This is a genomic window from Gilliamella sp. X-23, assembly GCF_057063545.1.
In genome coordinates, this window is the sequence record NZ_JBXSQG010000002.1 from 91,155 (window position 1) to 106,803 (window position 15,649).

At 38.0% G+C, this 15,649-nt stretch carries 11 protein-coding genes and 1 tRNA gene; 6 read left to right on the plus strand and 6 right to left on the minus strand.

All coding sequences use genetic code 11. The annotated features are described in order from the left end of the window. The first annotated feature begins 2 nt into the window (after positions 1 to 2). On the plus strand, positions 3 to 1,415 hold the full coding sequence (locus ACYH9I_RS02110; protein WP_483558539.1) for an FAD-dependent oxidoreductase: 1,413 nt from the start codon (positions 3 to 5) through the stop codon (positions 1,413 to 1,415). Positions 1,416 to 3,321: 1,906 nt separating this feature from the next. Here the strand turns inward: ACYH9I_RS02110 and ACYH9I_RS02115 are convergent. From ACYH9I_RS02115 to thiI, 6 genes are all read right to left on the minus strand, one after another. Next, positions 3,322 to 5,007 (minus strand): hypothetical protein, encoded by a 1,686-nt coding sequence (locus ACYH9I_RS02115; RefSeq protein ID WP_483558541.1) that lies wholly within the window; start codon positions 5,005 to 5,007, stop codon positions 3,322 to 3,324. Between the two features lie 883 nt (positions 5,008 to 5,890). Then, entirely contained in the window at positions 5,891 to 7,579 is a 1,689-nt protein-coding gene (locus tag ACYH9I_RS02120) for a hypothetical protein (protein WP_483558542.1), read from the minus strand. 477 nt (positions 7,580 to 8,056) lie between these two features. After that, positions 8,057 to 8,542 carry a tRNA (uridine(34)/cytosine(34)/5-carboxymethylaminomethyluridine(34)-2'-O)-methyltransferase TrmL gene (trmL, locus tag ACYH9I_RS02125; protein ID WP_483558544.1) on the minus strand — a complete coding sequence of 162 codons (486 nt, stop codon included), beginning with the start codon at positions 8,540 to 8,542 and terminating at the stop codon, positions 8,057 to 8,059. Positions 8,543 to 8,560: 18 nt separating this feature from the next. Next, positions 8,561 to 9,940, minus strand: coding sequence for an envelope stress sensor histidine kinase CpxA (gene cpxA / locus ACYH9I_RS02130; protein ID WP_483558546.1), 1,380 nt, complete (start codon positions 9,938 to 9,940; stop codon positions 8,561 to 8,563). A gap of 29 nt (positions 9,941 to 9,969) precedes the next feature. Further along, complete coding sequence (locus ACYH9I_RS02135) at positions 9,970 to 10,692, minus strand: response regulator (RefSeq protein WP_483558547.1); 723 nt, start codon at positions 10,690 to 10,692, stop codon at positions 9,970 to 9,972. Between the two features lie 116 nt (positions 10,693 to 10,808). Then, on the minus strand, positions 10,809 to 12,263 hold the full coding sequence (gene thiI, locus ACYH9I_RS02140) for a tRNA uracil 4-sulfurtransferase ThiI (RefSeq protein WP_483558548.1): 1,455 nt from the start codon (positions 12,261 to 12,263) through the stop codon (positions 10,809 to 10,811). 312 nt (positions 12,264 to 12,575) lie between these two features. Between thiI and secG the strand changes: the two genes are divergently transcribed. The 5 genes from secG to ACYH9I_RS02165 all read left to right on the plus strand — a co-directional run bounded on the left by secG (position 12,576) and on the right by ACYH9I_RS02165 (position 15,288). Then, positions 12,576 to 12,947: a preprotein translocase subunit SecG gene (gene secG, locus ACYH9I_RS02145; RefSeq protein WP_483558550.1), complete on the plus strand. Its 372-nt coding sequence runs from the start codon at positions 12,576 to 12,578 to the stop codon at positions 12,945 to 12,947. Between the two features lie 7 nt (positions 12,948 to 12,954). Then, positions 12,955 to 13,040: transfer RNA gene (locus ACYH9I_RS02150), tRNA-Leu, on the plus strand. Positions 13,041 to 13,705: 665 nt separating this feature from the next. Beyond that, positions 13,706 to 13,900 carry a hypothetical protein gene (locus ACYH9I_RS02155; RefSeq protein WP_483558552.1) on the plus strand — a complete coding sequence of 65 codons (195 nt, stop codon included), beginning with the start codon at positions 13,706 to 13,708 and terminating at the stop codon, positions 13,898 to 13,900. Between the two features lie 470 nt (positions 13,901 to 14,370). Then, positions 14,371 to 14,583 carry a hypothetical protein gene (locus tag ACYH9I_RS02160; protein WP_160402071.1) on the plus strand — a complete coding sequence of 71 codons (213 nt, stop codon included), beginning with the start codon at positions 14,371 to 14,373 and terminating at the stop codon, positions 14,581 to 14,583. A gap of 3 nt (positions 14,584 to 14,586) precedes the next feature. Continuing rightward, entirely contained in the window at positions 14,587 to 15,288 is a 702-nt protein-coding gene (locus ACYH9I_RS02165) for a nucleotidyl transferase AbiEii/AbiGii toxin family protein (RefSeq protein ID WP_483558553.1), read from the plus strand. Positions 15,289 to 15,649 lie beyond the last annotated feature (361 nt).

The following is a 15,649-nucleotide window of genomic DNA, read 5'->3' on the forward strand; positions in this document are numbered from 1 at the left end:
AAATGAGTCAAAATGTTTATCAGTTTATCGATTTACAACGTGTTGATCCGCCTAAAAAATCGTTAAACATCCGCAAAATTGAATTTGTTGAAATTTATGAGGGCTTTTCTGCCTCGCAATCACAAGCACAAGCCGATCGTTGTCTAGCTTGTGGTAATCCTTATTGTGAATGGCGCTGCCCTGTACATAACTATATTCCCAATTGGTTAAAACTGGTTAACGAAGGTAAAATTCTAGAAGCGGTAGAACTCTCGCACCAAACCAACAGCCTGCCGGAAGTTTGTGGTCGAGTCTGTCCACAAGATCGCCTTTGTGAAGGCTCTTGCACCTTAAATGCCGAATTTGGTGCGGTTACCATTGGAAATATTGAACGTTATATTACTGATGAAGCCTTTAAAATGGGGTGGAAACCCAACCTATCGAATGTTGAACAAACAGGGCTAAAAGTCGCCATTATTGGTGCAGGCCCAGCAGGCCTTGCATGTGCTGATGTCTTAGTGCGCAATGGTGTAACACCAGTGGTGTTTGACCGTCACCCTGAAATTGGCGGATTACTGACATTTGGTATCCCTGCTTTCAAATTAGACAAAGAAGTACTCATTAACCGACGCCGCATATTTACCGAAATGGGCATTGAATTCAGACTAAATACTGAAGTAGGCAAAACCGTGCAATTAGCCGACTTAATCAATGAATTTGATGCCGTATTTGTTGGTGCAGGTACTTATCAATCAATGCGAGCAGGACTTGAAAACGAAGAGGCTAATGGTGTTTACGATGCACTACCATTTTTAATTGCCAATACCAAGCACCTCATGCAACATCAACAAAGCCAAGATACGCCTTACATTGACATGAAAAATAAACGTGTGGTTGTGCTTGGTGGTGGTGATACGGCAATGGACTGTGTACGTACCTCGATTCGCCAAGGCGCTACCGAAGTCACTTGTGCTTATCGCCGAGACGAAGCCAATATGCCAGGCTCAAAGCGAGAAGTAAAAAACGCCAAAGAAGAAGGCGCACAGTTTCAATTTAATGTACAACCACTAAGCATTGAAATTAACAGCACTGGGCAAGTGACAGGCGTAAAAATGGTCCGAACCGAGCTTGGCGAGCCCGACGCAAAAGGTCGACGTTCGCCAGTCATAATTGAAGGTTCAGAATTTGTCCTCCCTGCCGATGCAGTGGTAATGGCATTTGGATTTAAGCCACATGCTATGCCATGGTTGGAAGAACAAGGGGTTAATTTTGATGCACAAGGTCGAATCATTGCGCCAGAAGCTAACGGTTACCAAACGAGTAATGCTAAAATTTTTGCCGGTGGCGATGCCGTTCGGGGGTCGGATTTAGTGGTAACGGCGATTAGTGAAGGGCGCAAAGCGGCTGAAGGTATTTTGAGTTATTTGGAAGTTTGAAGGTTGTTGTAGTTTAAATTAAAATTAAATTAGATATTAGTATAAGCCCGCTTGTTATAAGCGGGCTTTTTAATTGGGTTTTGGGGTATTTTTGGTTAAAAATCACCAAAAAAACTTTAATAAAATCAATACCTTTCCTGACCGATTTTTGGGCGGAAAATCAGGCCTTTTTGTTTTGGTGAATAGGATGGATTGGGTGCGGTGGTTTCGGACGTTTTGGACTTGGGTGAACAAAATAGTTATCGTGACTACGTCCGAGTTAGGGAATTTAAAGCGAATTCCCTAACAACCCACGCTTTGGCTGCAGAATGTGGCCTGCGGCACTACTCGTATCATCCTGATACTCGCCTCTACGAGGCCATCTTCGGCTGTGCTCAGATGTTCAAATTTGTTCCAGACAAATTTGTCGTTCCAGACGCAGCAGAACTCGCCAAACATCCCTGTTTGGCGTGCCGACCTCACTCTGTTGTCGGCACATTCTGATGCCGGAATAGGACAAACAACATAACCATCGTTTTTGGGATGGGTTATTGTGTTTTTATAAGGTTTTTTTTGTTAAAAAACAGCCCAAAAAACTTTAATAAAATCAACACCTTTTCTGACCGATTTTTGGCGGAAAATCAGGTCTTTTTTTGGGTTGGTGGATAGAATGAATTAGGTGCGGTGGTTTCGGACGTTTTGACCTTGGGTGGACAAAATAGCTATTGTGACCACGTCCGAGCTAAGGGAATTAGAGCGAATTCCCTTAGCAATCCCGCGCTTTGGCTGCAGAATGTGGCCTTCGGCTGCCCGACGCCGGCGCTCGGTCTTAACGCACCGGCTATGATTCGCTCCAAGCGAAGCATAGCCTCGCCAAACATCCCTGTTTGGCGTGCTAACCTCGCTCTGTTGTCGGCACATTCTGACGCCGGAATAAAACAAACAACACAACCATCTTTTTTGGAAGATATTATGTTTTTATAATTATATAATTTATTTTAATTAAACGCCTGCACGCGTTAAGGCGTGGTCTCTGTTTGAGCGTTTTAACTGGAAATTTCTAAACCGCCTACACGGCGTTAAGGTAGAGCTCAAGATTTGATAAATCTTGCTGTATAAAGATAAACAACAATTTCATCTTTGAAAATTCTTTTTTTGAGCTGTTTTATAATTTATTGATTTTATTTAATTTTAAATTGTCGTTAAAAAAAGGGGTTGGAGCGGTTAAATTGCTGTTATTGGGGTGCTATTCGTGGTTTTGTTGATTTGTTGTATGTCGGCGCTTTGCTTAGGTTGTTTAAGCGATTGATTTTCCTTGAAAATACAAAAACAAAAACTTCAATAAAATCAATACCTTTCCTAACCACTTTTTGGATGTAATTACATTACTTTTAACAAAAAACAATTCACTCAAAACACCTAAGATTATGTTATTTGTCTTATTCCGGCGTCAGAATGTGCCGACAACAGAGCGAGGTTAGCACGCCAAACAGGGATGTTTGGCGAGTTTGTGGTGCGCTTGGAGCGCGTCCACAAACGGTGCGTTAAGACCGAGCGCCGGCGGAGGGCAGCCGAAGGCCACATTCTGCAGCCAAAGCGTGGGATTGCAAAGGGAATTCGCTTTAATTCCCTTTGCTCGGACGTGGTCACTGTAGCTATTTTATTCACCCAAGGTCAAAACGTCCGAAACCTTGCCGTACTATAAATAGACCACGAATTTAAACCACCACAGCGTAATCACTAGAATTGCCATCGACACTTTCAGCGTCGCCGGCGGCGGGGGCGGCGCTATTGTGGCTTTGCCACAACTGCGCAACCCTAAGGGAAGTGCCCCAACTTGCGCGGGGGCTTTATTCTTTGTTAGATTGTCCTCTCAGGCACCATAACCACCCCCGCGGCCCAAGGATTAAGGACTAAACGCTAAAAACTAAGGTGCGATGCAAACAGCAGGGCCGACCTCGGAAACGCTGCGGAGGGTAACGTCGCCGCCCCACGGGGAGACAACGAAGCTATAGCTACCTGGAGCGTCACTCGTCCAGTAGCCATTGTAGTGGTTGATGAAGCCCGCATCAGCGTAGCTGAACACTTCGCCCCACTCCGTGAAAAATCCTGCATCTATGTGACGCATGAAACTATTACTTAATGAATGAGGCGTAGCGCCATCTACGCCATTTATACATGGGAAATAATTACCCACACCACACTTCGCGTTAGTTAAATTACTTACCCTAGCAAGACGATAACCCAAAATTCTACACCAAGATGACTGCTCAGACTGACTAGCGTATTTATAGCCCCGATTGACGAACCACTTCCATAACATAAATCCATAACGAACCTCATTACCACTTCTATCCCTACCCACCAACTCAAACTTCTGTGGCAAAGATGGACGTGTAAGCCGACTAGGATTATCTGAATTTATCTGAGTACTATCAGCCCTAGGACCACTTAACTTAACTCGTGCGACAATTTTTCCTCTATCAACACTAGGAATCCAACTATCATTAGCTGCTACATTTGTCACCGTAGCCGTTATTCCACCACGAGTGACCGGAGACCACGTCAACTGACTTGCATCGACTCCAGCAGGCATCTCTAAGTCAAAATACAACCCATCAGCACCCGTTGTAGGAAAATTATGGGCGTAATATGATGGATTCGTTGACACAGTTGCAAAACCTTTTGTAGAACCCCATTCGCTAGAAAGATTTGGCCTTGCGTACGAGACAAAGCTACAAATACCAGTATCAGCATACGGATTAATATAATAGTCCACCGTAGCTCCACTAAAACTACTACTCCTTGGCACTCCATACTGAGTAGTTAAACTTCCTCCAGTACTTCTTAATGTTATCTTATAAGGTGCACGACATTTACTTAATGTATCAATACGACTGACGGTATCGCCATTTTTGTCCGTAAACGATACAGATATATCCCCTGTAGCAGTAACACCATTTGGACCCTGTCCATCTCCATCATCATCCCGCCAACTATCATACACAGTGACCACATCACTTAAACTCACTGTATAGGCACCATTGGATTGACGGACTGATAATGGCACCAACATATCTATATCAATCAAAGTACTTCCTGCATAAGGTAATCTTATCGGATTTGTAGCACTTGATGGATTAGTTGATGGTGTGATGACTCGACCATCCGGCAACCTAATAGACAACAAACTATTTGTATCTGTGACCTTTTCTCGACCATTATTGAATGTTAAATACGGCGCACTCCCCTCTATGACCCTTGATGTATGTGCCGTTAACGCCTGTACTCCTTGCGTATATGACAATAACAACAATGCCGCAAAGAACAATGCCGATTTAGATAACAATGAAGGTCTAAACCATAATGGCGGTTTGGATAGTAATGGCGGTCTTAATAACCACTTGGATATCGACGATAATTTTGCCGAAGAGGTTGTCGAAGAGCCCGCCGAGAACATCGCCTGAAAAAACCGCGATGACGGCGTCGATTTCGCTACGCGAAATGACTTCGGTGATAAAAATAAGAACTGTGTCTGATTTAGACTACGGTGAAATTGAAAAAGATTTAGGGCATAGGTTTGGCAGGCCATGTGCCATGTGCCATGTGCCATACATGGTAACGCATTTCGATTATCCTGTCAAGTAATTTTTTGTTTTATTTACATTTTTTATAATTAACCGCTCGACTGACGAGCTTTCCCTTGCTTTTAAAGCGCTTAAATTATAACCGGTTGATTAATAATGCGCTAGCTTTTTTGTTAAATATTTGTAAAGTTTTGTTAAGTGGTAAGATTGGGATTTTGTTGAGTTGTTAGTTGTAGTGCCTTGCTTAGGTTGTGTAAGTGATTGATTTAGCTTAAAAATAGCAAAACAAAAACTTCAATAAAATCAATACCTTTCCTGACCACTTTTTGGATGTAATTACATTACTTTTAACAAAAAACAATTCACTCAAAACACCTAAGATTATGTTATTTGTCTTATTCCGGCGTCAGAATGTGCCGACAACAGAGCGAGGTTAGCACGCCAAACAGGGATGTTTGGCGTGTTTGTGGTGTGTCTGACAAATTTGTCTGGAATAAATTTGAACATCTGAGCACAGCGAAGATGGCCTCGTAGAGGCGAGTATCAGGATGATACGAGTAGTGCCGCAGGCCACATTCTGCAGCCAAAGCGTGGGATTGCAAAGGGAATTCGCTTTAATTTCCTTTGCTTGGACGTGGTCACTGTAGCTATTTTGTTCACTAAAGGTCAAAACGTCCGAAACCTTGTTGCACTATAAATAGAGCACACATTTAAACCGCCACAGTGTAATCACTAGGACTGCCAACCACCTTTCAGCGTTGGCGGCGGGGGCGGCGCTATTGTGGCTTCGCCGCAACAGCACAACCCGAAGGGAAAATGCCCCAACTGACGCGGGGGCTTTATTCTTTGTTAGATTGCCCTCTCAAGCACCATAACCGCCCCCGCGGCCCAAGGATTAAATATCAAAAGCTAAGGTGTGACGCAAACGCCATTGCTTTTATAGAATATGTGGTTGTAAGTGATGTAGCCGTCGGTCGAGTTGACATAGAACTGATTATTACCTACCGAGTCACTCGTCCAGTAGAAGTAGTTGGCGAAGCCTGCATTAGTGTATTTGTCCATCCAACCCCACTCAGAAAAAAATCCTGCACCTATTTGTCGCGAGTAACCATTATAACCTGATGACGGCGTGGCAATAGAAATACTAGGAAAATCTGTTCTGACTGCATTGGTTAAATCACTTACCCTAGCAATACGATAACCCAAACGACTACACCAAGATGAGTGGTTAGACGGAGTATCGAATTCACCACCCCGATGGACGAACCACTGCTTTAACACAAATCCATACCTCACCTCATTACCACGACCATCCCTACCGACTAACTCAAACGTCTGTGGCAAAGATGGCACAATCAATGGATTAGGAGTAGCTGACTGTACCTGAGTGCTATCCGCCCTAGGACCGCTTAACGTTACCCGTGTGACATAACTGGATTTATCTTTAATCCATTCATCTTCGTTTTTGCCTTGATTTGGCTGCCTCCAACTTACCGTTGCTTTTATACTACCATTCGTGACAACAGACCACGTCAACTGACTTGCATCGACTCCTTCTATGTGCAAATCAAAATACAACCCATCAGCACCCATTGTCGGAAAGTTTCGGTTGTAAGATGATGGACTTGTTGACTGAACTAAAAAACCTTTTGTAGGAGACCATATGTTAGATGGGCCGGCGCGATAGATTATGCCATAAGTAAGATTCGGCCTTGCGTGACAAATACGAGCAACAGTGTTATACGGCTTGATATAATAATCCACCGTAGCTCCACTAAAACTACTACTCCTTGGCACTCCATACTGAGTAGTTAAACGTCCTTCTGTACTTACTAACCTTACCCTATAAGGAGCATTACATATATCCAATGCATCACTACGATTAACCGTATTGCCATCCTTATCCGTAAACGATACCGATATACTCCCCGATGCGGTAACACCACTTGTACCCTGTCCATCTCCATCATCATCTCCCCAATTACCCTGAACAACCAAATCATTTATACTAATTGAACTTTGTGACGAAGGAATGACCATTGCTATATGGCCTAAATTACTCCCCACATACGGCAAACTTATCGGATTTGCTGCACTTGATGGATTAGTAGATGGCGTGATAACCCGACCATCCTGCAACCTAATAGACAACAAACTGTCTGCATCTGTTACCTTTGTTCGACCACCGTCGAACGTTAAATATGGCGGAGTACCTTCAATGACTCTTGATGTATGCGCCGTTAATGCCACAGAACTCTGTGTATATGACAATAAGAGCAGCACGAAGAAGAATAACAAGAATCTAGGTAAGCTTGGTAATTTAGATAACCTAAATAAACCAGCTAACCTAAGTAAGATAGAAAAATTAGAAAAACTAAGTAAGCTAAGTAAAAAACTTAACCACAACGATAACCTCGGCAATAATGCCAAGCCCGAAGACCGCGATAAATTCGGCAACCTCGCCAAACGCGATGAACTCGATGAACTCGATAACTTCGGTGATGAAAATAAGAACTGTGCCTGATTTCGACTACAGTGAAATTGAAAAAGATTTAGGGCATAGGTTTGGCAGGCCATGTGCCATGTGCCATGTGCCATACATGGTAATGCATTTCGATCGTCCTGTCAAGTAAATTTTTGTTTTATTTACATTTTTTTATAACTAACTGCTCACTAACGAGCTTTCCTTTGCTTTAAAGCGCTTAAATTATAACCGGTTGATTTATAATGCGCTACTTTTTTTGTTAAAAATTTGTAAATTTTTGTTAAGTGTATAATGTTGATCTTTTGGTGGTGTGTTTTGGGGAATGGTTTTGGCGGAGTTTTTAAATAAAAAAAACACAAAATAAAAACTTTAATAAAATCAGTACCTTTTCTGACCAATTTTTAGGTGATTAAACGGCTGTTATTAAAATATGCTATTCGTAGTTTTGTTGATTTTTTGTATGCCGGAACCTTGCTTAGGTTGTGTAAGTGATTGATTTAGCTTAAAAATAGCAAAACAAAAACTTCAATAAAATCAATGCCTTTCCTGACCAACTTTTTATGGAATTAGTTTTTTTGAAAGTGAATACTCTATTTTGCACCTAAGTAATTTAATTGGCGCCACGATTCGTATACCACAACCGCTACCGAGTTAGATAAATTCATACTGCGGCTTGTTGCTAGCATGGGAATGCGTATTTTTTTGTTTTGGGGTAATAAGTCGAGTATGGTTGCAGGTAAACCTCGGGTTTCGGGACCAAATATTAAAAAGTCATTTGGTTTGTAATTGACTTCGCTATGTGGTTTTTGTCCTTTTGTGGTTAGTGCATAAAGTTGAGTTTGTAGGTCTATTTGGTTTTCGTCCATAAAGCAGTTAAAGTTTTTGTAGCGTTTTACATCCACAAATTCTTGATAATCTAGTCCTGCTCGTCTTAACTTTTTGTCGTCCCAAAAAAATCCCATAGGCTCAATAATATGTAAGTTAAAGCCTGTATTAGCACATAGACGAATAATGTTACCAGTATTGGCTGGAATTTCGGGTTCAAATAAAACGATGTTTAAAGCTGATGTGGACAAAACTTTTCTCTTCTATTTTTAATATTTATGAATTGGTAATATTATCACAATTCTCAGTCCACCAAGGTGACTTTTTTCTGCTTTGACAGTGCCGTGATCGCGGATGATGGCATTAGCGACAATAGCAAGCCCTAGCCCTGTTCCGCCTGATTCGCGGTCGCGAGCTTCGCTTGTGCGGTAAAATGGCCTAAAAATCTGCTCAAGTTCACTTTCTGAAACACCAGGGCCATCGTCATCGATGGTTATGGTTATTTTTTGTTGTTGTACCGTAAAATTGATAATAACTTCTTTATTTGAATAACGAAATGCATTACGAATCACGTTTTCAAGCGCGCTACATAGGGCTGTGGGATAGCATAATATGGTCTGGCTATTTGGTGGCGTTGCGACTGAAAATGTTTTCCCTATCTGTTCTGCTTCAAAACTGGCGTTATCAAGCACTTGTTTAAATAGTACATTAATTTTATTAAATTCTCTAATTTCGTTATTGTCATATTGCTGTCTTGCCAATAAGAGCAAATCCCCAATCATTGAATCAAGTTTTAATGCTTCATTATTAATTCGTACAACTTCGCTACTTTCACCTTGTTTGCGTCGCAATAACGAGGTCGCAAGTTGTAGGCGAGTTAAAGGCGTACGTAATTCGTGAGAAATGTCAGAAAACAAGCGCTGTTGCACATCTTGCATTCGCTTTAGTTCCCTTAACATGTGGTTAAAACTAGCCCCCGTTGCTTTATATTCAGACGATCCGATTTGTTCAAGCTCTGGCCTTTCTTGTAAATTTCCTTTTGCTACTTGATCTGCTACTTGTTTTAAGCGTCGTGCTGGTTTAGCTATACTCCAAGATAACCAAAGTAAAAATGGAGAACTTGCAAGCATAGTCAAGGTTAATAATAGCAAAGGGTGATCAAAGATGAAGTTAACAAATTGAGATTGTGTATCTGTGGCTTGTTGCAAAATATATAGTTGATATTCTGCATTAGCATAATGAAGTAAAAAAGGTCCTATAATTTCTTGAGAATCATAGATTTTTCTTGCTGGATCGGCAACATTATGCGATTTTTCACTGAAATTTTTGATTAAATCAATATTTTTAGTTTCAGCTGTAATGATTTGTTCATTAGGTGTAACAATAAATAAAGATTGCCCTGGTTTTTGATGACTATCCATAGCAACGATGAAACGCATCCACCACCGAAAGCTATCTTTAGGTATTTTAACAAGATCATGTTCAATTTGGTTAGCTAATAGGTTACCACTTTCTTTATCTTTATTTGCCAAATAAGTCAAATTTCGAGAATCAAGACTTGGTAACACCATAATTAACATGAGAAAAAACGCTATAGTCAGTAAAAATATAGTAAAAATTCTAATTGTTAGGCGATCAAAAAGCCACATTTTTAACTGACCTTCATATAAATATTATCTTAGCCTTGCAACAAATCATCATTTTGATCAATGACAAATAAATAACCTTTAGAACGTAATGTTTTAATCCACGGCAAACCATCACTCCTAGGCGGAAGTTTTTTTCGTAAATTAGAAACATGAACATCAATCGATCGAGCAAGTGGAACAAACTCTTTGCCTAAAACTGTTTCACTTAATGTATCGCGCGAAATTATTTTACCTGCATTTTCAAGGAGTTTAATTAACACTTGAAACTCCATGCCCGTTAATCCGATATATTTGTTATCAAAATAGACTGATTGTTGCTTTCGATTTACATTCAGTTTATCAATAGTATATTGATTCGGTTTACTTAAATCTTCATCAATAATATTATCCCAATGAGTTCTGCGTAAAAGTGCATTAATTCGAGCAATAAGCTCTCTATCATTAAATGGCTTTAAGATGTAGTCATCAGCACCTAGTTCAAGCCCAATAACTTTATCATACTCATTATCTTTAGCCGTTAAAAATATAACAGGAACAGTAAACTTACCTCTAAGTTGAGACAATACACTAAATCCATTCATTTCAGGCATCATAATATCAAGTAAGATGAGATCTATTGTGCTGTCAAACTTCTCTAAAGCTTCAATACCATTGTTGGCTACTTCAACTTGATATCCCTCTAATTCAAGTAGTTCGCGCAATAATAAAGCAATTTCAGGATCATCATCAACTACAAGTAATTTACTGCTCATTACAGTCCTCTTTATATAATACATTTTTGATACTTTTTACCTTAATAACCAATACAATTTCCATATATAACGCCCATTATATATGTAAAAAATACCAATAATATAGTAAAGTATTGTTAAGTTTTATATGCAAAATATTTTACGTTATTAAAACCTTGGTCAATTAAATAAAGTGCTTGTAATTTACTCATAACGCCTCGTTCACAATATAACAAATATTGTTTTGATTGATCCAAATCCCCAAATTTCGTTGCTAACTTATAAAATGGGATAAGTTTGATGTCATTGTCGCTCAATATGAGTGGATTATTTTCTTGCTCTTCCGGAGAGCGAATGTCGATAACAACATCATCTGGATTAAGCATCGTAACCGTTTCAACCAAGGTAATTGTGGTGTTAGTTTGTTTATTTATTTCACGAATATCGATATTTTCAGCATTCTCAACGGCTTTATCTAAAATGGCAAAATCAAAATTCAACTCTTCAGCTTCAATTTTTTCTTTGATAGCTTTAACCGTTGGACTTTTGGATATAACACCACAAAATTCTGGCATTGTTTTAGCAATGTCTTCAGTGCCTATTTGACGTGCAAGATTGATAATTGTTTCTTTATCGTGCGTGATAAGTGGACGTAAAATCAATGTATCACTTACATTATCAATTAATCGTAAATTAGTTAGTGTTTGGCTCGATACTTGCCCCAATGCTTCGCCTGTGACAAGCGCTTCGACATTATAACGTTGAGCAATTTTCGATGCGGCGCGGATCATCATTCTTTTTAAAATGACCCCCATTTGCCCATCATCAATCTTTTCAAGTATTTCACCCACAACATCAGAAAAATCAACGGCTATAAAACGCACTTTATGCGAACTTCCGAATCGCTCCCATAAATAATGAGCCATCTGTTTGACACCAATTTCGTGAGTTTTTCCACCTAGATTAAAAAAGCAATAATGCACCCGACTACCGCGACGCATTAACATGTAACTTGATACGCCAGAATCAAAACCACCTGATATGAGCGATAAAACATCTTCCTGTGTGCCTGTTGGAAAACCACCAATCCCAGCATGTCGCCCTTTGACTAGTAGTAATTTGTCTTTGTCAATTTCAAGGTTAATGGTGATATCAGGGTTAGTTAATTTCACTTTAGCCGACACAACATGTTGATTAAGCCCACCGCCAACATAGCGTTCAACATCAATTGAAGTAAAGTCATGTTTTCCGCGGCGTTTAACTCGCACACAAAAGGTTTTATTTTCAATTAATGGTGCATAATAATTTAATGCTTTTTCGAATATGTCGTGAACGTCAACAAAGGTAAGTTCATCAACAGCTAGAATGTGATGAATACCTGGAATACGTGTTAATAGCTCAAGTATCTGAGCCTCGCTATTTTCAACCTTTGGACGAACCTCAATAAAATCCCAATGACGAATAACAGCAACATTTTCGATGTGATGCTTTAAAATGTTGCGAATATTGCTCGTTAATATTTTAATAAAGCGTAAACGGACAGAATCACTTTTAATGGTGATTTCAGGAAAGAGCTTAACAATAAATTTCATAAAATCAATGCGAACTATATAAATATGGCGACATTATACTGGTTTTCCTCCAAAACATACAATCGATTATGAAAAATAGTGAAATTATAAAATGAAGAAAGTTCCAATGAGTTTATTTTTTAATAAAGCAATAATACTTTATGTAAAAAGATAATTTTCAGCTATAAATAGCGTGTTTTTACTTATTAAATTGGATAAATGTTCAAAACATATCAATGATATCTTAAATTTTACTTGCTTGTTGTTCTGTCTTTCGCTAATATTTCGCATCAATAAATTCTGTTGTATAACACATAAAATTGACAGGTTGAAATGTACGAGTTTTTAATTATAATCTATTTAATTATTGCAATTGTTATCATTGGATTAGTTCTAATACAACGAGGCAAAGGTGCAGATATGGGCTCATCTTTTGGTGCAGGCGCATCGGCAACTTTATTCGGCTCTTCAGGAAGTGGGAATTTTTTAACCCGTGCTACAACACTATTGGGTATTTTGTTTTTTGTGATAAGCATCTTACTATCAAATTTAGGTAGCAAACCTAGCGTCACTTCAACCAATGAATTTAACATCATTGATGATGTTGTACCAACAACACAATCAAACGAAGACAATACAGCACCTGTAACAGCACCACTTGTTCAACCAGTGCAACAAAATTCGACATCAGATATTCCAGAATAAAAACGGCGCCGTGGTGGTGAAATTGGTAGACACGCTATCTTGAGGGGGTAGTGCTCTAAGGGCATGCGGGTTCAAGTCCCGCCCACGGCACCAAATCAATAAACAGTAACATTCTTTTAAATCCAACAAAGCACATCAAATCCAGCAATAAAAAGCCTTGAAGACTATTTCAGCAACTTAAAGCAGTTTGTAATTTTTGTAATAATACCTTTTACGCTATAGTTCGAAAACAAAAATTAGATTGAATTACTCAACAATAGCTATTTAGGTTACCCATTTAATAATAACAATCACCTGCTCAGTGATAGTCAAAAAATTATTTCAATTCGTGGTTTTGCATAAAAAGCAGGGTGAGCGGTTTGGAAGCCTAAAAATTGCAGAAATTTACCACCTCCTGCTGACTTGGCTTGAAGAATTTTCTGGCATGTTAGAAAAATATAATAACTTTGATTGCATGGGGTGTTTTTACAAATAATACTTTTTATTAATATAATTACATCTGGACTGATTAAAATTATAATTTTGTCAGTCCATAAAAAAGAGGATGGTACAGTAACTTTGATGATTTAAAGACACGTTAGAAAAGAAAAAGATAAATTGCTATTTTCATGGTGTACCAAACATAAGATTAATTGTATCGATTGAACAATCAATAGTTGATGAAATAGACGACTTTATTAAACATGATAGAAGTCATCTAGCCAGTAAAAACCGTTCTGAGTTTGTGAGATTGGCGATAATTGAGAAGCTAAATAGAAATGAATAAATTTAAGATAGTTTTAATGATATTATCTATTGTTTTATTTGGTATTAAGCAATGTAAAAATAAACAAAAACAGCGAAGTAATGAGCTACTAAAAGATATACAACTAAAAGATTTACAAAAAATATTAGATAATCCTAAACTTTATATTAATGACATTAAATCTAAATCTACTAAAAAAGATGAATAAATTTCATGTATATAATCACTAGTGTTAATAAATCTATAAAATAGGTATCCAGTGAAAAAACATTAAAGTAAAGGATACTAATCTAAGCAAAAGCGGGAATAATTGCTAATGCTTGCTTCCACAAAAAATGGAGACAGTTATCTTTATTATGAAGACATCTTATAATTATAGTCTTTTTTATGGAGTTGAATTAAAAAAAGCCCGATAGGGTCTTATTATTTTGCTGATAAACGTGCTTTATGCTTTGAAGCGGCGCGACGGCTTAAATATTTATTGCTATTTTTTGCAAATGCTCTCATTTATTTACCCTAAAATGTTATTTTAATTCTGTAATTTTAACATAATTAAGTTGTGTTCATATATATTCAGTTATATACTTTTAAATACAGGGTATTATGAGAACCTGCATATCTATTAAATGGTCACCGTCAATTTATTTAAATGCGATTTTTATTTTAACGAGACAATAAATGCAAAATATCCAAGTAAATAGATATCCTGCGTTAAATAAAATTTTGTGGGACTATCAAGGGCAAACAATTCCAGAAGACGAAGCTTTCAAAATTTATGAAAGAAGATGGTGCTTTATTAAAGATGTAAAGCTTGCTGCCAACGAAAAAAAATTAATCCATAAACTTATTAAAGAGTATGGAAATGGCTATTTCCTACCTACATGCGTTTAGTTTATGTCATATAAGTTAACTCATCACCAAATAATAGACCATTTATTAAATAATTTTAATATCGATTTTTTAGTGGACAACAATATTTATTTTGGTGGCGGAACTCGAATAGCATTAGAATTAAATGAGTTTAGGGAATCAATTGATATAGATTTATTGTGCCCTACTATTGAATCCTACAGAGCAGTAAGAAATACGGTAACCTCAGATAGTTTAGGATTGTTGGTAAAAAAAGAATTTCAATATATTAGAGAGATATCTTTTGACCGTTATGCTGTACGTGCGTTTATTAAAGAAAATCCAAAACCCATAAAACTTGAAATTGTTAGCTTTGAAAAATATCAGTTAACAGGAAAACAAGGCAAATTATTTCCTATACCATATTTAGATAAAGAGAGCTGTTTCTACACTAAGCTTTTAGCTAATGCCGACAGAGCCACACAACCACCCTATAAAGATATCATTGATATTTTATTTATGCTCCATTGTTGGGGAAGTATACCTCAATCTGCCTTATTAAATGCAAAGATGATTTATGGCAATAGCATTATAAATGGGTTAAAGATAGCGGCTAATGATATAGAAAAAAATAAAGATAAATATTCAACGAATTGTATTAATTTAGGTATATCTGAACAAAATATAAACATCATACTAAATGATAGCTTAAATAAGCTTTTATCCTATCTAGAAAACCAAAAGTAACCATCCCCATTCCATGTATATAAACACAGTGCTATAATGTACCTAACTGTATATTAATGTATTATTTGAGTCTAGGTCGATCCCCAAACATTCGCAACCCTAGCAAACTGGCGCAAATATCTATTAGGGACGTGAGGGGCGTATGGCATTACCGCCACGTATTGTACTTTTGAAAGAGCCGCTAAATTACTTAATTGCAAAATGTGGGATATTTTTCATTGGTGGCAGTTAGAATATATAGATTTAAGTATAATGGTTGAAATCGAAAAGCTTCTTTCAAGTCCCGCCCACGCACCAAATCAATAAACAGTAACATTCTTTTAAATCCTATAAAGCACATCAAATCCAGCAATAAAAAGCC